21 protein-coding genes and 2 tRNA genes are annotated in these 24,276 nt (G+C 57.2%); 7 read left to right on the forward strand and 16 right to left on the reverse strand.

Annotated elements, in window-relative coordinates; translation table 11 throughout:
• Positions 1 to 80: 80 nt before the first annotated feature.
• The 4 genes from ETAA8_RS18190 to ETAA8_RS18205 form a co-directional block, all read right to left on the reverse strand.
• A complete protein-coding gene (locus tag ETAA8_RS18190; protein ID WP_145091376.1) occupies positions 81 to 458 on the reverse strand; it encodes a response regulator in 378 nt (125 codons plus the stop codon).
• A gap of 67 nt (positions 459 to 525) precedes the next feature.
• Positions 526 to 774, reverse strand: coding sequence for a BON domain-containing protein (locus ETAA8_RS18195; RefSeq protein WP_145091379.1), 249 nt, complete (start codon positions 772 to 774; stop codon positions 526 to 528).
• A gap of 797 nt (positions 775 to 1,571) precedes the next feature.
• Positions 1,572 to 2,387: an alpha/beta hydrolase family protein gene (locus ETAA8_RS18200; protein ID WP_145091382.1), complete on the reverse strand. Its 816-nt coding sequence runs from the start codon at positions 2,385 to 2,387 to the stop codon at positions 1,572 to 1,574.
• A 223-nt stretch (positions 2,388 to 2,610) separates the two neighbouring features.
• A complete protein-coding gene (locus ETAA8_RS18205) occupies positions 2,611 to 3,354 on the reverse strand; it encodes a hypothetical protein (RefSeq protein ID WP_145091385.1) in 744 nt (247 codons plus the stop codon).
• 795 nt (positions 3,355 to 4,149) lie between these two features.
• On the opposite strand from ETAA8_RS18205, the gene ETAA8_RS18210 reads away from it, so the two are divergent.
• Positions 4,150 to 4,232, forward strand: a tRNA-Leu gene (locus tag ETAA8_RS18210).
• Between the two features lie 357 nt (positions 4,233 to 4,589).
• On the opposite strand, the gene ETAA8_RS18215 is transcribed toward ETAA8_RS18210, so the two are convergent.
• The 3 genes from ETAA8_RS18215 to ETAA8_RS18225 are packed head-to-tail and all read right to left on the reverse strand — an operon-like array spanning position 4,590 to position 9,323.
• A complete protein-coding gene (locus ETAA8_RS18215) occupies positions 4,590 to 6,260 on the reverse strand; it encodes a TolC family protein (RefSeq protein WP_145091387.1) in 1,671 nt (556 codons plus the stop codon).
• Positions 6,257 to 7,609: an HlyD family secretion protein gene (locus tag ETAA8_RS18220; RefSeq protein WP_145091390.1), complete on the reverse strand. Its 1,353-nt coding sequence runs from the start codon at positions 7,607 to 7,609 to the stop codon at positions 6,257 to 6,259. The genes ETAA8_RS18215 and ETAA8_RS18220 overlap by 4 nt, the downstream gene beginning before the upstream one ends.
• 10 nt (positions 7,610 to 7,619) lie before the next feature.
• On the reverse strand, positions 7,620 to 9,323 hold the full coding sequence (locus ETAA8_RS18225) for a peptidase domain-containing ABC transporter (RefSeq protein ID WP_238397414.1): 1,704 nt from the start codon (positions 9,321 to 9,323) through the stop codon (positions 7,620 to 7,622).
• Between the two features lie 234 nt (positions 9,324 to 9,557).
• Here ETAA8_RS18225 and nhaR point away from each other — a divergent pair, with 234 nt between their 5' ends.
• Together nhaR and ETAA8_RS18235 are read left to right on the forward strand one after the other, a co-directional pair.
• Positions 9,558 to 10,493, forward strand: a complete 936-nt coding sequence (gene nhaR, locus ETAA8_RS18230) for a transcriptional activator NhaR (protein WP_145091396.1) — start codon at positions 9,558 to 9,560, stop codon at positions 10,491 to 10,493.
• Between the two features lie 108 nt (positions 10,494 to 10,601).
• Positions 10,602 to 10,967, forward strand: coding sequence for an IS66 family transposase (locus ETAA8_RS18235; protein ID WP_261343560.1), 366 nt, complete (start codon positions 10,602 to 10,604; stop codon positions 10,965 to 10,967).
• Between the two features lie 88 nt (positions 10,968 to 11,055).
• On the opposite strand, the gene ETAA8_RS18240 is transcribed toward ETAA8_RS18235, so the two are convergent.
• Positions 11,056 to 13,212 (reverse strand): YgiQ family radical SAM protein, encoded by a 2,157-nt coding sequence (locus ETAA8_RS18240; RefSeq protein ID WP_202921067.1) that lies wholly within the window; start codon positions 13,210 to 13,212, stop codon positions 11,056 to 11,058.
• Positions 13,213 to 13,738: 526 nt separating this feature from the next.
• Between ETAA8_RS18240 and ETAA8_RS18245 the strand changes: the two genes are divergently transcribed.
• Complete coding sequence (locus tag ETAA8_RS18245) at positions 13,739 to 15,043, forward strand: Gfo/Idh/MocA family protein (RefSeq protein WP_145091402.1); 1,305 nt, start codon at positions 13,739 to 13,741, stop codon at positions 15,041 to 15,043.
• A gap of 96 nt (positions 15,044 to 15,139) precedes the next feature.
• Here ETAA8_RS18245 and ETAA8_RS18250 read toward each other — a convergent pair whose 3' ends face one another.
• From ETAA8_RS18250 to ETAA8_RS18260, 3 genes are all read right to left on the reverse strand, one after another.
• Positions 15,140 to 16,924, reverse strand: a complete 1,785-nt coding sequence (locus ETAA8_RS18250; RefSeq protein WP_145091405.1) for an acyl-CoA dehydrogenase family protein — start codon at positions 16,922 to 16,924, stop codon at positions 15,140 to 15,142.
• Positions 16,925 to 17,022: 98 nt separating this feature from the next.
• Entirely contained in the window at positions 17,023 to 17,622 is a 600-nt protein-coding gene (locus ETAA8_RS18255) for a class I SAM-dependent methyltransferase (RefSeq protein WP_145091408.1), read from the reverse strand.
• A 10-nt stretch (positions 17,623 to 17,632) separates the two neighbouring features.
• Positions 17,633 to 18,154 (reverse strand): peptide chain release factor family protein, encoded by a 522-nt coding sequence (locus tag ETAA8_RS18260; RefSeq protein WP_145091411.1) that lies wholly within the window; start codon positions 18,152 to 18,154, stop codon positions 17,633 to 17,635.
• A gap of 81 nt (positions 18,155 to 18,235) precedes the next feature.
• Here ETAA8_RS18260 and ETAA8_RS18265 point away from each other — a divergent pair, with 81 nt between their 5' ends.
• A complete protein-coding gene (locus tag ETAA8_RS18265; protein WP_145091415.1) occupies positions 18,236 to 18,463 on the forward strand; it encodes a CDGSH iron-sulfur domain-containing protein in 228 nt (75 codons plus the stop codon).
• Positions 18,464 to 18,475: 12 nt separating this feature from the next.
• Here the strand turns inward: ETAA8_RS18265 and rsgA are convergent, their stop codons facing one another.
• Positions 18,476 to 19,603 carry a ribosome small subunit-dependent GTPase A gene (gene rsgA / locus ETAA8_RS18270; protein WP_145091418.1) on the reverse strand — a complete coding sequence of 376 codons (1,128 nt, stop codon included), beginning with the start codon at positions 19,601 to 19,603 and terminating at the stop codon, positions 18,476 to 18,478.
• A 119-nt stretch (positions 19,604 to 19,722) separates the two neighbouring features.
• Between rsgA and ETAA8_RS18275 the strand changes: the two genes are divergently transcribed.
• A tRNA-Lys gene (locus ETAA8_RS18275) sits at positions 19,723 to 19,796 on the forward strand.
• A 77-nt stretch (positions 19,797 to 19,873) separates the two neighbouring features.
• Here the strand turns inward: ETAA8_RS18275 and ETAA8_RS18280 are convergent.
• Genes ETAA8_RS18280 through ETAA8_RS18295 form a run of 4 tightly spaced genes read right to left on the reverse strand, consistent with a single transcriptional unit; the run spans position 19,874 to position 22,707 of the window.
• Positions 19,874 to 20,716 (reverse strand): hypothetical protein, encoded by an 843-nt coding sequence (locus tag ETAA8_RS18280; RefSeq protein WP_145091420.1) that lies wholly within the window; start codon positions 20,714 to 20,716, stop codon positions 19,874 to 19,876.
• Positions 20,717 to 20,718: 2 nt separating this feature from the next.
• Positions 20,719 to 21,507, reverse strand: a complete 789-nt coding sequence (gene trpC / locus ETAA8_RS18285) for an indole-3-glycerol phosphate synthase TrpC (protein ID WP_145091423.1) — start codon at positions 21,505 to 21,507, stop codon at positions 20,719 to 20,721.
• Between the two features lie 4 nt (positions 21,508 to 21,511).
• The gene (locus tag ETAA8_RS18290) at positions 21,512 to 21,958 is read right to left on the reverse strand and encodes an RrF2 family transcriptional regulator (protein WP_145091426.1); all 447 of its coding nucleotides are present in this window, start codon (positions 21,956 to 21,958) and stop codon (positions 21,512 to 21,514) included.
• On the reverse strand, positions 21,937 to 22,707 hold the full coding sequence (locus ETAA8_RS18295) for a phosphoadenylyl-sulfate reductase (protein ID WP_238397415.1): 771 nt from the start codon (positions 22,705 to 22,707) through the stop codon (positions 21,937 to 21,939). The genes ETAA8_RS18290 and ETAA8_RS18295 overlap by 22 nt, the downstream gene beginning before the upstream one ends.
• Positions 22,708 to 23,147: 440 nt before the next feature.
• On the opposite strand from ETAA8_RS18295, the gene gap reads away from it, so the two are divergent.
• Entirely contained in the window at positions 23,148 to 24,197 is a 1,050-nt protein-coding gene (gap, locus tag ETAA8_RS18300; protein WP_145091432.1) for a type I glyceraldehyde-3-phosphate dehydrogenase, read from the forward strand.
• The last annotated feature ends 79 nt before the right edge of the window (positions 24,198 to 24,276 follow it).

The following is a 24,276-nucleotide window of genomic DNA, read 5'->3' on the forward strand; positions in this document are numbered from 1 at the left end:
ATTAGTGCGAACTGTCCGACACCCACAGCAATAGTCTGATTGGATTCGCTTGGCGAATTGCGTTAGTAAGCTAGTCTGCCTCACGACATTGAGACCACCACCTTACGCTCTAAGGCCCTCGTCACCGTAGCCTTCAGCAACGCTAGGCTGCAAGGCTTCGTGAGAACTGCAAATGCACCGTCCGCCTTGGCATTCGAGGACGGATAGTCGTAACCAGACAAAATGATGACTTGCAGACTATCCTGGGTCCGTTGCAGTCGCTGCATCAGTTCCATGCCATCCATGTCCGGAAGGCTTAGGTCTAGCAGTGCGACTTGGAACTGCTGGCTACTGGCAGCCTCCAGTGCTCTACGCGGATGGTTTACGGCAACTACGTGATAGTCACTTCGCGGAAAGATCCGCGACAATATATCGAGTTGGTCAGGATCGTCGTCCACGATGAGTAACGAGTCGCACATGAGACCTCCCTGAATGCAGGCGGTGTGAAATGTAGAAACAGCTTTCTGCACTCACGAATGAAAAGGCCTACTCTGGATCAACCTCTAAGTCATCGAGAACACGCCGAACACCAGCCACATGTTTCGTGGTCTCAACTGCCAGCTGACGCAGATAAAATGAACCAACTAACCCGGATAGCTTGACAGTTCCGCCAGTAGCGGAGACGCCGATGCGTTGAAAACCACCGCGAATCCCACGCAGGTAGAGCCCGATATTTTTTGCTACGTCAGCGTCTACCGAGGCAAACGGAAGAGGAAGGTCTAGAACGGGGTTCATGGCTTTGTCCTATTAACGTGAGAGGGGCGTTGATTGTTCCCCAAAGTCCGAGTCAGTCCGCGAAGTACAGCAGCTCTCGAACCGAAGGATAGAAAGGACTGCCTGCACGGGCTGCCGGGGAAAACCCTATCGCGGGAAATTTTGAAGATGTTTTTTGGTTGCTTCGAATCGAGGTACAACGAGTAAGTCCCGGGCCCCCAAGCAACAGAGAAATCAAGTAATTGAAGGCAATCTTTGGTACGATAGTCGTATCTATCAATCCTTTGTCGGAACTGCCTAACCGCTGGATACTGCCATGTCACGTCTTGCCTTCGCCTCGTTGCTCATCGGATTGGTGCTGCCGGCATTCAGCTCAGCCCAAACAGTTGGCAATAAAGAACGGCTAATTGGTAGCCCCCCGAAACCGGGTTCGAGCTCTTCATTTCGCGACGGGAGTGGCCGAAGTGCTGGTTCAGCTACGACCTCCAAGAACGGAACAACAACATTTCGAGATAGCAGCGGCAGGAGTGCCGGCTCAGCTACGACCTCCAAGTCGGGCACAATGACTTTTCGAGACAGTAGCGGGAGGAGTGTCGGAACAGCGTCCGCGTCGAAGAGCGGGACGACAACCCTTCGCGATAGCAGCGGACGGAGTGCGGGGTCAGCAGCTACATCCCCGAGTGGAAAGACAACTTTCCGGGACAGCAGTGGGCGAACGACCGGCTCTGCAGCTACTTCCAAGAGTGGAACCACCACATTCCGCGATAGCAGCGGCCGTGTTACCGGAACTGCTAACAAGAGGTGAGCAACGCTCCCAGTCACTTCGCTTTCACCACCTCCGCGACCACGAACTCGAACGCTTCTGTCGCATCCGCGTAGTTCGTCGAGTGACCGCCCTCAGGTCGATGGATGAGCTTCACCGGACGCTCCTTTGCCTTCAGGGCTTCAGCCATGCGAAGCACGCTATCCGGAGGAACCGCACGATCTTTGCCGCCCGTAGTGCAGGCAACCGGCATGGTCAGGCGATCAAGGTGCAGTTCAGCGGATCGTTTCTTGTACTCGTCAGGCTTCTCCGCTTTGGTCCCGCCAAATGATGCGGCAATTGCACCTTGAAACTGGTCGTACTCCACGAGGTTAGCGGTGCCGTTCATCGAAACAACTCCATCAACCAGATCAGGATGTAGTGCGGCAAAGGTAAGTGCAGCTGTGCCACCCATCGAGCCGCCGCTGACGATCACCTTGTTCACGCGGCACTTCGCCTTCAGCTCTTCGATTATCTGAACGACATCGGCCTCTGCGGCTGGGCCCATCCACGAGGTCTTCGCCCGGTAGTCCGGTGAGACGAAGATCAACTTGTGCTTTGAGGCAGCGTCGCGAGCAGCTTTGCACTCACCCCGGCCGTCCTTCACGAACTGCCAGCGATCAGAGCCGTGGCCGTGAAGAGCGATCAGCACTGATTGCGGCTTCTCCACATCGAAGTCGTCCGGCAGGATCACGACGTACCGCTGAACTGTGCCGTCATGTTTCGCATTGAAGACGACATCGACTGGTTCCGCTGCGGATGCGGTAGAAACGCAGAGGGTTACAATCAGACAGGCAAACAACGCGGCGGAATGATGGCTTACGACGGGCATATTTGCCTCCCGAATGATCGGTGAGCCCAGGAACAGAGTCGCAGTCATCTTACCGATGCTCGGCTCGCCGCTAAATGCGGCTGAGCATCGATTTGACTGGCATCACGCAGCTTGGACTTCGACGCCGTGCTTCTCCAGCAACTTCTACATGGCCGATACAATCGCCGCGTGCTAGCTTGGACCCCAATCGCAGACGCTTCTGAGCCCGTCAGAGGATTGCAGCTCAATTGTCGGCCGACGTATCCTTGGTTTCACCTGACGACTCCTTCACTGCATGGAGACACTTTGCCTCTAGTGACTTCATTCCTCGCGTCACAGTCCGAATATCGGAGTCAAGATCAGACGGGATTGCGAAGCCCAGCTTCGACAATTGCCGTTCACCGCCAACTGATGGAGGTGACATTAAGCCGAACAGAAAGTTCAGTCTGGCCCGATACTTGGCCACTTGTGCGGCAAGTTCGAACTGACTTCGGGGTGCCTGCGGTGTTTTAGAAGTAGTTCCTTTTTTCTCGAACTCTTCATGTCGACGCAACTTGATCTCTTCCTTGCTGCATCTGTCGCCAATTACTTCGCTTGCGAATGTGGATCGCCGCTCTGCCGGCACCCGCATCAATTCGAGAAAGAGCTGACGACTTGGGAGAAGAGCGGCGTCCTCACACAACTGCAGTATCTCTTCGACGTCCATCTCGCTGAATGTATTGCCGCATTGTCGGGCATCGTAGACAGATGCTTTCTTCGAGCCTGTCTCGTTCATGACCTCGATAATGACTTTCGTCATGCTTGGGCGGCCACTTCGCGTTTTGCCGCGTCCTTTGAGTTTGCCAGGAGGGGTATTCTCCTCGATGAATCTGGCGACTCGATCTCTGATGTCCCACGCCTCACGGAAGTAAGCTCGGACTTCTGCACTGCTTTGCGCGAACTGCTCGTCGAAGGGCTTAGTTGGGAAATTGGTAAGTTGAATTGGCATATGACCATTCCGTTTGTCTGAAAGTTGTTGAAGAGCTGATGAATGTTCAGCCCACAATCTTCAGCGTAGCGCTAACGGCAGGGGCGGCGCAATAGCACTTCCAACTGGTTGGAGAAATGGCTCAGTGCCCGCCATGGAGCCAACGCGTGCCATATCACGTGGAAGTGCGAAAGAGCGGTTGCCGGTTTAAGAAACTGGGGTACTTCCGCTACTATTTTTGGCCCGCCGATACTTCGACGCATAAGGACTTACGGCGACTGGCGGCGAAAGTTGAAAACGTTGTTGCGTTCGGCATGGTCAGACGATCTAGTGCAGTTCTGCTGATTCCTGCCTTCGAGCTTCGATTTGAACACGGCATCCACTGGCTCGGCGGCGAATGCCGTTGGAAGACAACAACGTCACAAACACGCTGGTGAGCAACCGGCCAACTCTATACCGTCTTGCTGCGAACATTGCATCCTCCAGAATTGAAGAGGCGACGTAATCATCTTGGTGATTCGGACCCGTCCATGGGGCGTTTCCGTATCTGGCCGTTGCTGTTAGACTCGCCACGCAGTTAGCTCAGGCAGAAATGACGGTCTGGGTTTGCCCGTGATTTGCCCGTAAACCGCATTTGGGTGCCGGTTTGGAATCCCTGGGCACTCGATGGCATTTGGTCGTTTGCAAAGGCTGATGCGAAGCGGCCCCGAGTTAAGATTGCGGCCGTATGTTGTTTCGCAGCAACCACTTGAAATTTTAGAAAAGGTAGCAATAATCGTTCACTGGCCCGGAGTTAGGGCAGATAGCTTGGTTTAAGCCAGAGTGGCGGAATGGCAGACGCGCTGGATTCAAAATCCTGTATCCGCAAGGGTGTGTGGGTTCGACTCCCACCTCTGGTACTTGTTGAGAGTTAAGACTTTACGTCGACCGGCTCGGGTAACTCCGCAGCCGGTTTTTTCGTAACTGTACCTAGGTACGCTGCAATCCGTTGCCCTTGGTCCTGGGCACGGTCACGATGATAGTATTCCTCGGGCGAACTTCTCCCGGCTGATTTCCTGCAGCACCTTGGGCACCGCAGCAACCATGCGGTCGAACACTTCGCGGGTCACTGGTCTGCCCTTCGATTTGTCGGCCCCTCGGGTCGGCATCTCAATCTCGGGAGCGAACGCTGAGCCATTCGGAGTTCCGTTTAGCGCCTCGGCAAGGGTAGCGAAGAAGGGACCCCTGCAAACCGGTCGCACTGCAACTGCCAGATCCTAGGGGATTGCTACGGCCGCCTGATACTGAGCGCGGGCTTGGAAGTAGTCGAGAAGTGCCTCGATTTCGAGGTAGCGTGCGTCGAGCTCGGCGCTTTCCTGGATCGCGATTCGTAGGACATCGCTGTTGCCGAGTTCGAAGCTTCGGTACTCGGCTTTGACCAGTTTCCGAGCCAGCTCCACGCTTTGGCGGGTCCGGCCAATCCGCTCGTAGGCCGCAATCATGGCGGAGTGGGCGTCTTGAACTTCGGAGACAATCTTATTGACAGTGAATTCTCGCTTGAGCGACAGCTGCGACAGTTTTCCCTGGGCGGACTGAATCTTGCCGTAGGCTTTGTTCCTTTGCAGCGGCACATCGAAAAGAAGCCCGGCTTCTAGCTCAAAAGGGGTTTTGTCTCCTTTGGTGCTGGCCGGGCCACCGACATCCTTGGAGGCCTCCATAACGGCCGTCAAGTTGGGCAGCAGCTCATTTTCGGATTGTTGCAAGTCGACGGCGACAATCTCTCTGACCACTGTTAATTCCCGTAGTTCGGGACGTTGGTCAACGGCTCGGCTGATGTCGGATTCCAAATCAAAACCGCTCGGATCGGTTGGCTCCGGAAATCGAGTGGGAAGTTCGCGGGTCGAGGGAAGGATGGGATCGCCGGCATCATCTCGGAGGAACAGCGAAAGTTTAATCGCCGAGCTCTGCAGCTTACGGTTGGCTTCGATCAACTTGGCTTGCCGCGATGCGATCAAACGCTCGTTTTGTTGCAGTTCCGTTTGAGGAAGATTGCCGAGTTCCACCTGTCGGCGTATCGCCCGGTCACGCTCCTCGGCGACATCGAGCAATTCCTGAGTCACGAGATACGCTTGTCCGGCAGCTACCCAGGACCAATAGACATAGGCCGCAATCTGCACAGACTCGAGAATCTGCCGTTCAACTTGCGGAGTAACCACAGCGGCTTGGAGATCGGCGCGAGCTATCTCGGCTCGCCGTTCATCAATGGCTCGTCCGCGCAAGAGCGGAGCGGCCAGGCCCAATTTGAACTCACCTCCATCGTTTGTTTCGCGTTCGCCGTACCAGGGCTGAAAATCGCCATTGCCGATGCGGTACTGTCCATAGATCGCTCCGCCCATCCATGTCGCTTGTTCTGCCTTCACCGCGTGCCGATAGTTCTTGTAATAGCCCTGCGGCATGTTCAGCGATTCGGCAACCAACTTTACGTCGAAAACGCCCCGTGCCGACTGCTGTTTGCCAGCCGCGATCCGCGCCTCCTCCATGACACTCTGAATAAGAGGGAACTTCTCCACGACCGAAGTCTTCACCCGCTCCAGTTGCAGCAGCGGGGGTGCAAGTGTTTGATCTTGGCTAAAGCTGGGGACGATCGCGTCGAGCCGCTGGCGAGGTGTTGCCTCGGGGCTCAAGTTGGGGGCGACGAGTTGGTTCCGCTCCGGCGGGAGCGCCTCCCGGGGCAGGTCGTCTTTCACGGGAGGCGGAAGTTCCTGGGCGACAAAGTCGGACTTCGCCTCTTGAGCCACGGTCTCAACCGGCTTGTATTTCGGAGCAGCTTCATCAGCAGGGCTCCTACTTAGCGTTGGGATGTCATTTGCAGCGCCCTCTTTAAATGCCTGGCAACCGCTCGCGCAGAGTAGGCTCAATACCAGGAAAATATCCGACATCCGTGTCATTTCGGCAGCTTCACTTTCTGCTTGTCTTTATCCCCGCCCGCAGACTTGGGCTCATCGGTGGAAATGACGGGCGGAAAGCCGTTTAGTTGCCGCCACAGTTCGTACCCCAGCGAGACCTCGTTGAGCAAAATCCAGCCGTTGGCACGGGCCCCTTGTCGCAGAAATTGCTCGTCCGGCCAAGGGTGTTCGACCGTGGGCCGGACCAGCACCCGGAATTTTCCTTTGCCGTCATCGGTTGCATCAATGGCAATAACTTCACCTCCGAACGTCCCCACTGCGACGCTCGGCCACCCCGCAAATTGCACGGCCGGCCAGCCCTCGAATTGCAGGCGCACTTCGCGCTGGGCACGCACGAGCGGTACGTCGTTGCCATTGATCCATAGTTCGACTGCCTGTTCCGATGTTTCGGGGACAATGGTGAAGAGCGGGTCACCTTCTTTTAGCATTTGCGCGTTGTCAGAAACATGGATACGGTAGAGGATACCGTCGCGTGGTGCGGTGACTTGCCGACGACCAAATTGGGCTGTTTTTCCCTGGATTTCGGCGAGTTCTTTCCGCGAAAGTGCTTCTTCACCTCGGGCCTGCTGATGTTTCGCTTCGGCTTCTTGAATTTTGGTTGTGGCTTCGCGGGTCTTGGCCTCGCCCTCAGCTTGCTTGGCCTTTAGGTCACTTTTGCTAGCAGCCACGTAGTTTTCCGCAGCCTGCCGTTTCGCGACTGCCTGTTCGTATTTGGTCTGCGCCTCTTGTGCCTTGAGGGTTCCAACGATCCCCTCCTTGGCGAGTGTGCTCTGCCGCTGATGATCGAGTTCAAGCTGCCACTCGGCCGTCTTGGCCGCTGATAGATCCGCTTCGGCAGCTCGAATTTTCTGCTCCGCAACAGCGAGCAACTGCTGATACGACTCGTTAATCAGTGTGCGGGACTGGCGATACTCTTCAATCTGCGAGAAGTACGAGTTGACCTTCTCGACGGCAAACGAAAGTTTCTGCTCCGTCGCGGTGACTTGCTGATTCAGTCGAAATGCGTGTTCGGCATCGTTGTCATCAATCTCTAATATCAACTGGCCCTTCGTCACTAACGCCCCTTCGACGATGTTATCGCCCCAACGAGCGACACGCCCATAGACGGGTGCTTCGACCGTTTGTGGGCGCTCGGTCGGATGGTAGGCAATGACTCGGCCGGCTCCGCGTGACGTTTGCTGCCACGGCAGAAGGAGCATGGCAAAGATCGACGCGACCAAGGCGAGCAGTAGCAGTACCGCTAACGCCCTCGCGCCGATCGATGGCCGAACGAGTCGCATCGACCGCAGATGGGCGAATGAATTAACCGTGGAATGGATAGTCGCAGCCATGTCTGGATCGCTAAAGTGAAACAAGATTAAGTCGGGGCAACGACTGTGGAGCCGGCAACAGCCTGTTGTTGGCGAGAGAGTCAGGATCTAGTACCGGCTGAAGTGGAATCGTACGGTCGCATAGTTCAAACAGACTCTCACGGCTGGTGACAAGCACCACCGTGCACGACCGCTCCGCCTTCGCGACGGCGTCGAATACAAATCGCAAATGCATTTCGGAGAGTTGATCGAGGATTGAATCGATGAGGATCAACCTTGGTTGGCCCGCGATCGCCCTTGCAATCATCAACCGAATTGCCTGGCTGTTTGATAGTGTTCCACCACCTAACGGCACTCGAGTCTCGAGACCCCCTGTCAGAGCCATGATTTCGTTCCACAGTCCGACCGCTTCTAGCGCATTGCGAACCTGCTGGTGGGTAACGCTGTCGCGATGCAGGTGCACGTTGTCGGCAATCGTTCCCTCAATGAGTTCAATCGACTGGACAAGGGCGACTTGTTCTCGCAACCGCGGCGGCGCGACGGACCGTAGGTCGAGGGAGTCGAACTCGACGTATCCATGCGCTGGCTCTTTTAGGGCGTAAAGTATCTCAAGAATCGAACTTTTCCCGCTGCCGGGAGGCCCAGTGAGAGCCACACGTTCACCGGCTTCAATGATCATGGTCAGTGCTGGAGAGTGCTGAGCCGCGCCGAGTTCAAGTTCCACATGATGGAACTGCACTCTCGCTCCCAAGTTCTGTCGTGGCGGAGTTAGACCCTCCAGGCGTTCCGTGGGGAGATCGAACAAGTGACCTAGCTTGTCGCAAGCAGCAAGCAGGTCGTAGTAACTCTCCATGTGCTTACCCAACTTGGCAAACGAACCCACAACGACTGCTACGATCAGTTCGGAAGCCACGAGCTGTCCCAACGTCAATTGCCCGTTGATTACCAGGAAGCCGCCGATACCCAACAAACAGGCCGCAGCAATCGCCTGCAATCCGAGGGTGAAAGTAATCTGTCGGAACAAAACGTGAAAATGCGACTGGCGTGCTTCGAGATAAGCCACCGTCAACTCGTCAGCCTTCTCCATTGCCCGGGGCAGTCCCCCCGCTAGTTTGAACGTCGTCGGGTACAGGGCCAATTGCTGCAACCACGCCGCAACCGCATATTTTTTGTAGGACTCATCGATCGCAGAGTCGACCGCGCCGCGACCGAGGGCAAAGATGGCGAAGAGCACCGCCCCGACTAAAACCAAATTGAACCCCAGTAGGAACGGATGGTAGAACGCCAGCACAACCATACCGACTACGCCCGTAATCACGATGGTGATGCCGTCGAGCACCAGTAGGGCTGCCGACTTCTGTACCGTGATCACTTCAAAGAAGCGATTTAGCAGTTCCGGCCCATGTCCTTTGGTAAACGCTTCGTGGTTGACGCGGGGCAGCCGATCGGCCAAATACGCCACAACGCGGACAAAGATCCGCCGCTGAATAACTTCAGCGATGTAAGTCTGCAGTCCTTTGAGAATCGCCGCGAAGCCGAGGAACGTGAAAAGCATCAAGGCCAGGACAAACAAAGGCTGCAGGTACCGTCCAAAGGCGACGGTGTTGACCAGTGCTTCTACCGTAATCGGCGTGGCCAGCGACAAAATGCCAATCACGAGAGAAAAGAGAACCACAACGGCGATGTCCGTCGCCTCGGGACGAAGCAACGAGATCAGACGTTGAAGTGGGGTCAAATGGTGTGCTGCTGGTGACGCCGACGAGCCCATGAGCGGCCTATCCCTGGTGATGTTGTTCTGACTGCGTACTTTCCGCGAAACACGCGGATTAGCCAGAATAAACCGGCCAACCCGCCCGAAATTCAGCTATCGCTTGGGGAGAACCTGTTGAGCTGACTCGTGCAATCTTCGGATAAATCGTAAACTTAGACAAACAGATAAAAGTGACGGTGATTCATTGGAAATTTCTATATGTCCGCTCCGTGGCTGAATTACCATCACTTGCACTATTTCTGGGTGGTCGCGCGCGAGGGGAGCATCGTGCGCGCTTGCGAAGTGCTGCATCTTTCGCAGCCGACGATTTCTTTGCAGTTGCAGCAACTCGAACGTAGCCTCGGTGGCGAACTGTTCGAGCGCAAAGGGCGCGGGCTGCAATTGACCGAGCTTGGTCGCACGATCAAGCGTTATGCGGATGAGATATTTACGCTCGGTAGCGAACTAGCCGAAGTCGCGCGGGGCAGACCCACGGGGCGACCGCATCGACTGTCAATCGGTGTATCCGACGTGCTTGCAAAATTGATGGTTTATCGCCTCGTCTTGCCAGCACTCAAGTTGCCTGAAGCGGTGAAATTAGTTTGTCGCGAAGGGCATTTTGAGGATTTGCTGAAAGGGCTGGCCACGTTCGAACTTGATGTCATTCTCAGCGATGCTCCGCTCAGCCCCGGTAGTCCAATCAAGGCCTTTAGCCACTTGCTGGGTGAATGCGGCGTCACGATCTTTGGCACGGCAAAGTTAAGCCGGGCTTATCGGAAGGGATTTCCGCAGTCACTGAATGGAGCTCCGCTATTACTTCCCGGATCGCAGTCGTTGCCACGCCGTGCGCTGGACCAATGGCTGGACGAACAGCAAATTCATCCGCTCATCGCCGCGGAGTTTCAGGATACCGCGTTAATGAAAGTGTTCGGGCAAGAGGGAATTGGCCTCTTTCCAGCACCCTCCGCAATCGAAGCGGAGGTCTGCCGACAGTACTCGGTGAAAGTCGTTGGCCGCATCGACCAGGTCCGCGAGCGATATTACGCCATCTCGGTCGAACGCCGGCTCAAGAATCCAGCCGTGCTGGCTATCTCGCACGCCGCCAAGTCGGACGTCTTTCCGAGTAAAGTCGTTAGCCGCGTGAAGACTTCCTAGTATTTGCTGCGCTGTTTTGGGCAATCCCCGATAACTTGGCCGCAACTTGTAACCGTTCACACTTTTTTCAACTGATCTTGTTGGGTTCGGGGGTGGGTGGGTTAGCTTGTGGCCATCATGGCTGAACAAGCGGAAGTATCTGCCTGTCCGACGTTCCGCAAACCGGCCACGAAGCAAGCTCGCAACCTGGCCAATCGCTTTCACGAACATGGGCGAGAATACTTGCGCTTCATCACCACACCGGGCCTCGAACCCACGAACAACCTCGCCGAACAAGCCATTCGCTTCGTGGTCCTTGACCGCAAAGTAACCCAGGGACCCCGCAGTCTCGCCGGCCGCCAATGGTCCGAACGCATCTGGACCGCCATCGCCACTTGCACCCAACACGGCCGCAGCGTCTTCGACTTTCTCCGTCAATCGGTCGGGGCCTTCTTCAGCGACACCCCGCCGCCAACCTTGCTGCCAACCAATTGAACCGCCAGCCCTCAACACGCCAATGCTCAGGCAACGGTAGAAAGGTGTGAACGGTTACCTAGAATCCGCGTGCTTTGATCGCAGCTATTTATCTCTTAATATCTGGACGGTAGCCCTTGCCCGGTTGATAGCGCGAGGTCTTGTCTTTCTTGCGTAGCGGGCGGTTCGGTTGGGCACTGTTTTGGCCGGTGCCTTGCTTGTTTCCTGGTGAAGCATTGGCCGAACTGGTAGAGGGATTCGGCTTGCGACCGGGTTTGGTTCCTTCGTTGCGAGCGCCGCTGCCGGGAGCCTGGTGGACGTAGTTGCCCGCGAAGTTGCTGTTGGCGTCGGAGCGGCGCTTGAGGAGGGCTTCTTTCGGTGGTTTGCTGGAGATGAGGCTGTCGCAGCCATCGCCGACGAGGTCCATCCGCCCAGCTTGTCGCAAGGCCTCGCGAACTTCGAAGTAGTTTTCCGGCTTGAAGAACTGCAGCAACGCGCGCTGCATCTTGCGATCGCGCAGGGCCTTGGCAATTTGCACCGGTTTCTTCGTGAACGGATCGATCCCCGTGTAGTACATGGCCGTGGCGACATCGAACGGCGCGGGAATGAAGTCTTGCACCTGGTCGGGCTTGTAGCCGTTCTGCTTTAGGAACACGGCGAGATGAATCATCTCGTCGAGGCCGCTGCCGGGATGGCTGGCGATGAAATACGGAATGATGAATTGCTTCTTCCCCGCCTTGGCCGATTCCTTTTTGAACGCGTCTGAAAACATCTCGAAATCGTCCGTCGCCGGCTTGCGCATCAGCCCGAGCACACCGGGATCGACGTGTTCGGGAGCGACCTTCAAGTGCCCACCGACGTGATGCCGCGCCAGGTCGCGCATGTACTCGGGACTGCGACGAGCGAGGTCCATGCGAATGCCGCTGGCGACAAGCACTTTCTTGATGCCTGGCGTTTCGCGGGCCGTGCGCATCATGTCGACGAGGGGCCCGTGATCGGTTCCCAATAGTTTGCAAATCGTCGGATGAACGCACGACTGGCGGCGACAGACAGCTTCTACTTCGGGCTGCGTACACTTCATCTGGTACATGTTGGCCGTCGGGCCGCCGATGTCGCTGATGGTTCCTTTGAACTGCGGATCGACAGCCATCCGCTCGATCTCTTGCTGCACGCTGTCGGGGCTGCGGCTTTGAATGATCCGTCCCTGATGCGTCGTGATGCTGCAGAACGTGCAGCCACCGAAGCAGCCGCGCATGATCGTGACCGAGTCCTTGATCATGTCCATCGCGGGAATCGCTTCGGTGTACGAAGGATGGGGCCGCCGCGTGTAGGGCAAGCTGTAAACCACATCCATTGACCGTTCACTGATCGGCAAGCGCGGTGGATTGCAGACGACAGCCTGGCGATCGTGAAATTGCACGAGCCGGCGGGCGTTATACGGATTCTGCTCGTTGTGAATGATGCGAGTGGCTTCGGCAAACTTCGGTTTTTCGGCAACGACCTCTTCGTAGGTTGGCAGCACCAGGCAGTCTTCGGGCGGATTCTCACTGGCACCCAACGCATAGGCAATCCCACGCAACTCGCGCAGTTCCTTGACTGTTTTTCCCGCCGCGAAACCACGGGCGAGTTCTACAATCGCTTCTTCGCCCATGCCGTAAACGAGCAGATCGGCTTTGCAGTCGAGAATGATCGAGCGGCGGACTTTGTCGGACCAATAGTCGTAGTGCGCGAGTCGCCGCAGCGAAGCTTCGACGCTGCCGGCAATCACCGGCACGCCGGGATAGGCTTCGCGAGCACGTTGGCAATAGGCGAGCGTCGCGCGATCGGGACGCAGACCGATGCGGCCCCCGGGCGAGTAAGCATCGGCGTTGCGCACTTTGCGATTCGCCGTGTAGTGGTTGATCATCGAGTCCATATTGCCGGCGCTGATCGCATAGAACAGCCGCGGCTTGCCGAACCGTCGCCAGTCATCGACCTTCCGCCAATCGGGCTGGCTGACGATGCCCACACGAAAGCCGGCCGCTTCCAGCACGCGGCCGAGAATGGCCATCGCAAAGCTGGGGTGATCGATATAAGCATCGCCGGTAATGATGACGACATCGACTTCGTCCCACCCGCGTTTTTTGGCTTCGTCCATCGTCATGGGAAGCGCGGCGAACGGTGCCGGCTGCTTCTTCGGCGGCTGAGGCTTTTTGCCGGAACTCAATTGCAGCAATCCGCCCGACGAAGCTGGCGGCAGCATTGCCGGCGCGAGTGCTTCGAGCATCGTCCCCATCGCGCCGGGCGCGGGGCGGGTAGCGCAGGAAGACCCTAAGGAACCACAGCCGGAGGTAGAACAAGAAGACGAAGCAGCCCCAACAACGGGCAATTCGTGAGACATGAAAGAGCATTTTCCGCTCGCTCGTTGGTTCGCTGCCGTTACTCGCGAGGAATAACGACGTCCCTGAACTCTGAACGGCAATCAACAAGACGGACAAAATCCCGCCGCAGAATCCGCCGACTATCCTTAGCCTGGCTCGCTCTAGGGGGCACTGGTGAGGTCCATTCTACAGAGACACTGCCGCGCCCGGGAGGGGCAAAATGGAGCGAAGGAGCCAGAGTTTAGCGTCCAGGAATCAAGTTCTAAACAGTTAGCGATTCGTCACAGATTTCCCTGCCCCTGACCTCTAACCTTTAATCCCTTAACTCCCGCAACTTGCGGCAGCCATTGAACTAGCGAATAATGAACCGCCACGCCCGCTTCCACTCCCACGGGAACTTGGTTCCGTCTTTCTTTTGGAGAAGCCCGCCCGATGTCGAATGCATCTTTGCCTGCCGAAACGTCGCCCGAAAAGAGTCGCCGCAGTTTCCTCAAATCGTCCGCTGCTTTGGCGGTGGCTGGTTCGGTGGTCACAACCATGACCGGTGCCCGCGCGGTGCATGCCGCCGGCAGCGACATGCTGAAAGTAGCCCTGATTGGCTGCGGTGGACGTGGCAGCGGAGCTGCTGTCGACTCGATGGCGGCCGACAAGAACGCCAAGATCACGGTGCTGGCAGATGCGTTCGGCGACCGGGTCGAGATTGCCCGCAACGCGCTCAAGGGGCCACTCGGCGAACAACTCGATGTGAAGCCAGAGAATTGCTTCGTCGGCATCGATGCCTACAAACAAGTGATGGCCAGCGATGTCGATGTGGTCTTGCTCTGCTCGCCCCCCGGCTTTCGTCCGGCACATTTGCGAGCCGCAGTCGAAGCGGGTAAGCACGTCTTCTGCGAGAAACCGGTCGCCGTCGATGCTCCGGGCGTGCGCAGCGTATTGGAATCGAGCGAAATCGCGCGGCAGAAGAATCTCAACCTTGTCTCGGGTCTGTGCTGGCGCTATGACTACGGCGTGCGCGAGACGATGAAGCAGATTCAGGACGGGATGATCGGTGATATCGTCGCCATTCAAGAAAATTATCTCACCGGCGGACTCTGGCATCGCGGCCGCGAAGAGAAGTGGTCGGAGATGGAATACCAGATGCGCAACTGGCTCTATTTCACCTGGCTCTCGGGCGATCACAACGTCGAGCAGCACATTCACAGCCTCGATAAGGCAATGTGGCTGATGGGCGATAAGCCGCCGAAGCTGTGCTACGGCATCGGCGGACGGCAAGTCCGGACGGGTGAGAAGTGGGGCAACATCTACGACCATCACGCCGTCTGCTACGAATGGGACAACGGCGTAAAGTGCTTTGCCTTCACGCGGCAAATGCCGGGCTGCTTCAACGAGACCGAAGACTACGTCCTCGGCACCAAAGGCAAAGCCTCGCTGATCAAGCACGAAGTGACCGCTGGCGATACCAAGTGGAAATATCGCGGGCCGAAGCCCAGCATGTATAAGGTCGAACACGTTGAACTGTTCGGCGCCATCCGCGCTGGCTCGCCAATCAACAACGGCACTTACATGTCGTACAGCACGCTGCTTGCCATCATGGGCCGCATGGCCACTTACACCGGCCAGAACATCACCTGGGACATGGCCATGTCCTCGGTCGAAGATCTCACCCCGCGCAAGCTCGTCCTCGGCGATACGCCGGTCCCGAAGGTGGCGATTCCCGGCGAGACGAAGTTTTCGTAGTGGACTGAGACACTAAGTAGCCGCAGATCCGCGAGCTTGTCGATTCGGCAAGCTCGCATTTTTGTTGATTAGGCTGCAGGATTGTCTGCTCAGCACTTAGTGGTGAGCATTTCCATTGCCGACTTCCCCCCGCAGCATCCGCTTGGCGAGGCTGGTGCAGGCTTCGTCGTCGTTGTTCCATAGGCTGGCAAGCCAACCGTTGACGCGGCGGCGCGACAGGGTGAGCCAGTAGCGGCCCGTTTCGAGTTGCATCCGCAGCGGGCCATCGTCGCCGTGATGTTCGCGAATCGCGTAGTCGAGGCGATTCAGCACGCAACTGCTCGCGTAAAGATCCGTTGCCACGTCGGCAATGCGAGCCAGCTGATACTGCCGTTCGACAACCTCTTTCTGATGCGTGATGAGGAGCCGTTCGACATTCGCGCCAAGGGCGGAAATTTGACTCGACAACTGATGGGCATCGGGCTCGAGTTCGGCGCTGCGAACGGTGATTGTCGGCGAAGCGAGCAGCGAACCGATCTTTCGACCGCCGAACCGCGCGAGCTTCGTGAGCTTGCCGAGCGGATGGTAAATGGCGTGCAGAATGCTTTCCAGTTCCAGGCCGACGTCGCGCATGCCAACCAGCGCGCTGAAGCCACGCAATACGTCGTTGGCTCCTTCGCCAATCGTGTTGATTCGCGCGTCGCGCACCATGCGTTCCCAAGGCTGATCGGTGAAGTAGGCCAGCCCGCCGTGGAGCTGGAATGTATCGTTCAGCGCGGTCCACAGCAGTTCCGTGGCGAATACTTTGAGCATTGCCGTCTCGAGCATGAAGTCGCCATGCCCCGAGTCCATCAGCGCGGCCGTCTGGTAGGTACACGATTCCATCGCGAAGGTCGCGGCCTGCATGAAGGCCAGCTTCTGTTTGACAAGTTCGAAGTTCGCCAGTGGCTCGCCGAATTGCACCCGCTGCTTCACATGCGCGAGAGCGCCAGCGACACAGAACTTCGCTGCGCCAGTGCAACTGGCGCCGAACGTGGTACGACCGTAATCGAGCACGGTGAGCGCCACGCGCAGGCCCTTGCCGAGTTGCCCCAGGACGTTTTCGCGCGGGACATAGAGGTCTTTGAAAGCCAGCCGACTGGTGGCGGTTCCGCGGACCCCCATTTTCTCCATCCGTTTTTCAACCACGCTGAAGCCTGGCATGTCAGGCGTGACGACGAAGGCAGTAATCTTCGAATCACCACCTTTCGGATCGGGTGTGCGGGCCATTACGGTTAGCACTGTCGCGATGCCGCCGTTGGTGATCCAGCGCTTCTCGCCGTTGAGCACATAGCCTTTGCCGTCAGCGGTTGGCGTTGCCGTCGATTGCACATTCGCCGCGTCGCTCCCCGCTTGAGGCTCGGTGAGCGCGAACGCGCTGATCCATTCACCGGTCGCCAGTTTGGGCAGATACTTGTTGCGCTGATCCTGGTTGCCGAACAAAACGAGTGCCCGCGGACCAATCGAGTGATGCGCGTTCACAAACAGGGCCGTGCTGCCGCAATGGCCGCCGAGAATTTCCAACACGCGGCAATAGCTGGTTTGCGACAGCGACAAGCCGCCGGCACTTTGCGGCAGACAGGCGCCTAGAATGCCGATGCGCCCCAGGCCGTCGATCACCGCTTGCGGAATCTCGGCCTGGCGGTCGATGGCGACAGGATCGATCTGTTCGCGACAAAACTGCTGCAATTGATTCAGCAGAATCGGCACTCGCTGGTCGGGCTCACGCACAGGATAAGGAAGGAGCGCCTCGCGTCGATACTCACCAAAAAATAGCCCCTTGGCAAAACCGGGCTCCGCCGGCTCATGACCAAGGATTTCTTCGGCTTGCTTGATCTGCTTTTCACGGTCAACAGCGCTCATGGGGCACTCCTTGCGATCGATCTCGTTGGTTGCTCTTGCCTGCTAACATCATACGGGCAAGTGGGCCAAAGTCACTGCCCGAAACTGGCAGGTCAATCTCACTCGGCCGGTTTGTCCGCGCGCACGACAAGCACTGCGTCGTGCCGATCATCCAGGGACCAGTCTTCGACGAAATAACAGTTCTTCAAATAGTGCCCTTTGCATTCTTCTGGCGAAAACCGACTACCTAACTCTCCCGGCTGCAGCAAGAAATCGCGAGGAGGCTTTTCGTGTTTCGTCAAATTGATCGTCGTCGGTTGAATCATGACAAACACGCCGTGCGGCGAAAGTGCATCGACCATAAGTCGTGGTGTCGGTCGCCACAGGTAACAGATCGAAACAATCAGATCCCAGGGGCCAACGGGAAGTCCGTGGCGTTCGAGATCGTGCTCGATGGTGGTGATTTTCACACCTGAGTCGGATGCGCGTCGCTGGGCAACTTGCAGCCCCACTGCTGAGACATCGGCCAACGTCACCTCGAACCCAAGTTTCGCCAGCCAGATAGAATGCCGCCCTGCGCCGCCGGCAACATCGAGTGCACGGCCGCGCGTGGGTGGTAGCCAATCAACCAGACTCAGCAGTGTCGGCGAGGGATTGCGCGGCGCAAACGCGGGGTCGCTATACTTGGCATTCCATTTCTCTCGATCTTCGGCAGACATGCGCGCCCCTTTATTTTAACGGCCTCAATTGGCGACTTTGCCGCTCGCGATTGATCCACTGCCACGCGGGCGAAGACTGCTGCAGGAAGCGAACGAGTTGCGTTGTCGAAACGCCCAGTTGCGTGGCAGCAGCTGATAAATCGAACTCGTGCGCGTTCGCACAGTCGAGAGCTTCGGCCAGTAGCGCGGGAAAATCAGCATGCTCGTCGCTGATCGTTAGCTTGCGCCCCTTGGCCCGCGACTGCCAAAGCAAGCTCGGTTGGGTTGGCAATGGATACGGCTGTCGCACGCTCAGTGCCAAGGCCAATCGTAGGCGGAAGATGGCCATGCTCTTATTTTGAGCCTGACTCCGGCGCTCGCTGGCCTCGGTTCGCACCCCCGTCGGACGATGCGTAACCACGACGGCCGTCTCAACTTTATTGCGATGCTGCCCGCCTGGCCCACTCCGCCTGGTGGTTTGAAACGAACAAGCTGACAAAAGCTCGTCTTCGCTAAGTGCGGCGGGATGCGTCGTGGGCTGAGGCTCGGGCATTTCGTTCCCGCTGCGGGGGGCGGCAAATGTTAAACTGCCAAATGTAACCCACGTGCCGACAATTGCGAAAGGAAACTACTCATGCCGGAAGTCACCATTCGCGTTCGCGAGCACGGGCCGCTGGTCGTCACCGGCGACGTGAAACTTGTCGATGCAGCGGGTAATCCAATCGAAATACCTGCAGGTAAACCAAACGTGGCACTCTGCCGCTGCGGGGCATCGCTTAACAAGCCCTTCTGCGACGGTGCGCACAAGACTTGTGAGCATTTTCTCCACAGTTTGGGCATTGCCGCTCCAACACCGGAGTAGCTGGGTGTGAAGTTACGCTTCGTCACCGGCAAACAAATGACAGAAGCTTTCGTAGCGGCGAACATCGAGCCGGCCATCAGCGACTGCGTCTTTCACCGCACAGTCCGATTCGTGCTGGTGCGTGCAATTGGCAAAACGACATTGGCTGACGTAAGGGCGCAGGTCACGGTAGTAACCGGCCACTTCCTCGGGTACGACATCCCATAACTGAAACTGTCGAATTCCCGGTGTATCGACTACATAGCCGCCCGCTTCGAGCGGAATCAGCTTGGCAACCGTGGTCGTATGTCGCCCCTTTTCGTTTTCCGTACTGACGCGGCCGACCTTGAGTTGCAGCCCCGGCTCGATCAGATTCAGCAGCGAGCTCTTACCGACGCCGCTCTGCCCTGCCACAACGCTTTCCTTCCCTTTCACCAACCGACGCAGGCGATCGACGCCGAGCCCTTGCGTGGCCGATAGCAACAGCACTTCGTATCCCATTTGACCGAACACACCCGCCAGCGGTTGCAAGTCGGCGGGATCAACCAGGTCGACCTTGTTAATGCAGATGATCGGCGGAATCTGCATCCGCTCGGCCTCCACAATCAGGCGATCGATCAGATTCGGCTTGAGGGCTGGCTCTGCGGCACTGGTGACGATCAGCAACTGATCGACATTCGACACGAGCACGTGCTGGCGGTTGCGACTAGTGCGACAGACAATGGTCCGCCGCGGCTCAACCCGCTCGATCACGCCCTCTTCTGGCCCCGATTGTGCGAAGATGACCTGGTCGCCAGCCACCACCACATGCCGTAGATCGGTACTCAAACTCTTGAGTACGCCGCGCGTGGAACATTGAAAGATTCGACCGTCGGGTGCCTGCACCACACTCGCCAGGCCATGGACGCTCAACACGCGACCGGGCATGGTCGCTGCGTCGGCCTGTGGTTGCACGGCAAAACCAGCTTCCGAGGTTTCGGCATCGTGCCCGACGACGGTCCTGCGGCGCGTGAGATCACCCTTGCCGCTGACTCGCTCTTCTTTCACCTGGTCGTCGGCCAGATTCTCTTTGAGAAAATCCCGTGTGAGATCGCCACGGCGCACCCGTCCCTGGTGATTTTTGCGGAAGTCGGTCCGAATTTTTCGTTTGCGCTCGGTCATACCTGCCCGTTGACGGAAGATGTTGTCTCCCCTTCACTTTGGACGATCCCGTCAGTGAAAGCAACGCCCCACCGCCGCCCTTGTACACCAGCGACGATTTGCTAAAATCCGTGCTTCCCGGCTCCGTAGCTCAACTGGTCAGAGCATCTGACTCTTAATCAGAGGGTTCTCGGTTCGAGTCCGAGCGGAGCCACTGCAAAGCCGCCCACCAGCAATGGTGCGCGGCTTTCTTTATGCGCGTATGGTAAGCAGAAACTACCGGACCAGGATCTAACGAGCTACCGGCGTTTCTGGTTTCTTCTCGACGATGAACGAGAGGTCGCCGCCGGCGCGCATGGTAATGAGGTAAGAAGCGCCCTTTTGCAACTTGATGGAGAGGGCCAGGCCGTGGGCAGCGCGAATGCCGAGATCTTCGGCCAGCTGTTTGTTGTTGGCGATGTTCCAGAAGTCGCCCCAGATTTTCTTTTCGAGATCGGTCATTTGGCTGCCGCGGGCATACGCTTGGGGGCGCGTGCCGACTTCGTCGAGCGGAAAGCCATCGGCGGGCTGTTGCTTATCGCCAAAGATGCGGTGAAACAGAATGAGCGAAGTGCCTCGTTCGAGGTCGGCGCGCTCGATGTACTTGTCGTCGAATTTGACAATCCAATTGTCGACGTAGACCTGCTCGCCTGGGATGCGAAACTCGCGCGGCGTGTCGATGGGCTTGCCTTTGTCGTCCACTTCGACAAACTCCACAAGCGAAAACGTCTGGCCGCTACTTTGATCGACCCCTTGATCGAGGACGGTTAGCCGGGCAAGTCGATAGTCGACTTTGATGAGCGCCAGGGTTGTTTCCAGGCGTTCGACATCTTTATTGAGCGTGTCGATTTTGACGACTTGCTCCTTGATCGTGCCATCCTTCACGACGAGTTCGGCTTTTGCAGCGTCCAGACCCTTCTTCGTCGCTTCCAACTGTTCGTTAGCTTGAAGCAGTTGCTTGGCGGCGATTTCGCTCTTGTTGAAGGTGGTATAACCGAACCAACCCGCCACGCCAGCAGCTGCGAGGACGACCGTGGCCAGTACCGTGCGAATAAAACTGTTGATCGTCGACAGATTTTCCATCGTAGACGGCATGACTAAGCTCCCGTACCGAGAAGTTGGCGGACGGCAGCGGCAATATCCGGCTGACGCATCAGGCTCTCACCTACCAGCATGGCATCGACGCCAGCATCCTGCAAACGTAGCACATCCTGCCGGGTGAAGATGCCGCTCTCGCCCACGAAGACGCAGTCGAGGGGGACACGCTGACGCATTCGCAAGGTCCGATCTAAGTCAGTCACAAACGTGCGTAAGTCGCGGTTATTCACACCGATCAACTGGGCTCCGGCTGCGAGGACGCGGTCGAGATTTTCTTCGTCGTAAAATTCTACGAGAGGAGTCAAACCGAGTTCGATGGCTTCGTTATGAAGTTTGCGCAAATTGCAGTCGTCGAGACACTCGGCAATCAGCAGCACTGCATCGGCTCCAGCCGCCCGAGCTTCGAACAACTGATAGGCGTCGAGAATGAAGTCTTTGCGCAGGAGCGGTAAGTTCACTGCCGCGCGAATCTGCCGCAAGTATTCGAGACTGCCTTGAAAAAAGTGCTCGTCAGTGAGCACACTCAAGCAGGTGGCACCGGCCGATTCGTAAGCCCGGGCAATTTCGACCGGATCGAAGTCTGCCCGGATCACACCTTTGCTGGGGCTCGCCTTCTTTACTTCGGCAATCAGTTTAATAGGACCGCTCGCTGCGAGCGCCGCGAAGAAGTCGCGGCGCGGCGGAGTATCAGCGGCGGCAGCGCGAACTTCCGCTTCCGGTCGCGCGAACTTGGCAGCCGCGATTTCTTTCCACTTCTGAACGACGATTTTTTCGAGAACGTTGGTCATGCGATTAGATGTAATACATCCCTTCGCCTTGCTCTTTTAATTGTTGCACCAGATCGGCAAACGAGATATCGCTGAGCATGTCGCGCTCCTGGCGCGCCACATCTTGCCAACGATGGAGCAGAATCTTGGCCGTGGCCGAAGGATGTTCGGCGAACGAGCGGATGGTCCCAGATTGGCTATCGACAACCGACATCACATCGCCGAGGGAAATCTCGCTCGGATCACGGGCCAACTGATAGCCACCCGCTGCGCCGCGCGTACTATTCACGAGTCCGGCGCTCTTCAGTTGCAGCAGAATTTGCACGAGAAAACGCGAGGGAATGCCGTGAGAATCGGCAATTTCGCGAATGCGCACCGGTTCGCCGCTGTCGTGACGCGTGGCCAACTCCAGTACGGCGATGCAGGCGTATTCAGTTTTGGCCGAGACAATCACTGGGTATGCAACCCGCATTCGGTCTTGGCCAGGCCGCTCCAGCGACCGGCCCGTTCGTCTTCACCAATGCCGACCGCGCGCGTGCAGGGCCAGCAGCCAATGCTTGTGTAACCCGAATCGTGCAGCGGGTTATAAGGAACGTTGTGCTGGGTAATGAAGTTCCACACCAGCTTCTTCGTCCAGTTTGCCAATGGACTGATCTTCACGAGGCCGAACTTCTTATCCCAGCCTACGATGGGAGCCTTGGCGCGGTCGGGGCTTTGGTCGCGGCGAATGGCGCTCGACCACGCATACATGCCGAGGGCCGATTGCTGGAGGACTTTGATTTTGCGCTCGAAGCAGCAACGATCGGGATCGGTTCGATAAACGGGACCACCGTTCGCTTGCTCGAATTGTTCGACGGTCAGTTCCGGCTTTTTCAGTTCGACTTCAATACCGTACCGGCGTTTGATCTCTTCCCGCAGTTCGAGTGTTTCTTTGAACTGATAGCCGGTATCGAGATTGAAGATCGGCGTCTCGGGCGCGATCTCGGCCAGCATGTGAATCAGGACCATGCCTTCCGGACCGAAGGCCGTCGCCATCGTGAACTTAGGAGCATAGTGCTCGACCGCCCAGCGCAGGATCTCTTCGGGCGAAGACGATTCCAGTTGCTGGCTGGCAGCATCGAGTTCTGCTTGCAATTCCGACGAATAGGCCAGCTTGCCTTCGGCTGTCTCAGCGGGCGGATTCAACACGCGCAGCGAGGGCTTCGTCGAAGTTAGCGACATGGTGGATAACGATGATCTGGACAACGCAAGACTCATATAGGTGGTTCCCGGGGCTCGAGTCTCCAACCTCGGTTGCGGGGCAATGATACGAATGTTGGTCAATAAAGTCAACAATCGATTCTCGCCCACCATTTCATCGGTTGCGGTCGTAACACTTCTGCACGATGGACATTCAGGCGGAGCAATTATTTGGGCAAAATGCCAATGACTGGTAGCGCAGGCGAAGACTGCGGCACGCTAAAACAGATTTGCTAGCGGCTTAAGGCTCTTCATCGAGCCATAAATGGTCACTTGTGGCACGCGGCGGACCATTAGTAAAGTTCTGTCGATAAGGGCGGAATATCTCGCGTCCGACGGCATTTTGGCCCCTTGGACGCCGGTTTCGCGGCCGATAGAATATCGCAAAATTACTCAGTTGCCAACCTTCTCGGAGACTTGTCATGGCGGTTCGTGTCGCAATCAACGGTTTTGGTCGCATCGGCCGCTTGGTTTTCCGGGCGATGGTTGAACAGGGGATCGTCGGCAAGGACGTCGAAGTAGTCGCCGTCGGCGATATTGTCCCGGCCGATAACCTGGCTTACCTGCTCAAGTACGACTCCATCCAAGGTCGCTTTGGTGGCGAGTTCAGCTCGAAGAAGTCAGCTGCTGACAAGGCTGAAGACGATGTGTTGGTCGTCAACGGCAAGGACATTGCCGTTGTCAGCGCCAAGTCTCCTGCCGAATTGCCTTGGAAGGCCATGAACGTCGATGTCGTCATCGAATCGACCGGCCTCTTCACCGAAGCTGAAAAAGCTAAGGGGCACATCACTGCTGGTGCCAAGAAGGTCATCATCACCGCCCCCGCGAAGGGCGAAGACATCACGATCGTGATGGGTGTGAATGATGACAAATATGATGCCAAGGCCCACAACATTGTCAGCAACGCCAGTTGCACGACAAACTGCCTCGCACCGCTCGTCCACGTGCTTTTGAAGGAAGGCTTCGGCATCGACGAAGGTCTGATGACCACGGTTCACTCGTATACCGCCACGCAAAAGACCGTGGACGGCCCAAGTAAGAAGGACTGGAAGGGTGGTCGCGCTGCCGCTCAGAACATCATTCCCAGCACCACCGGTGCCGCTCGCGCTGTGGCTCTCGTTTGCCCCGAAGTGAAGGGCAAGCTGACCGGCATGGCCTTCCGCGTGCCGACCGCCACCGTTTCGGCCGTCGACTTGACCGTGAAGACCGTCAAGGAAACCAGCTACGCCGAAATCGCCGCCGCCTTCAAGAAGGCCAGCGAAACCTACCTCAAGGGCATTCTCGATTACACCGAAGACGAAGTCGTCAGCAGCGACTTCATCCACTGCAAGAGCTCGTCGATCTTCGACAAGGGCTCGGGCATCGAACTCAACAGCAAGTTCTTCAAGATCATCAGCTGGTACGACAACGAATGGGGTTACAGCAACCGCGTTTGCGACCTGCTCAAGCTGATGATCAGCAAAGGCCTGTAAGCCGTTGGTCGATCGCTAATCACTAAAACAAAAGCCCGGCTGAAGCATCTTCAGCCGGGCTTTTTCGTGAGTCGAATTC

Origin of the sequence: Anatilimnocola aggregata (genome assembly GCF_007747655.1) — a bacterium.
GTDB lineage: Bacteria > Planctomycetota > Planctomycetia > Pirellulales > Pirellulaceae > Anatilimnocola > Anatilimnocola aggregata.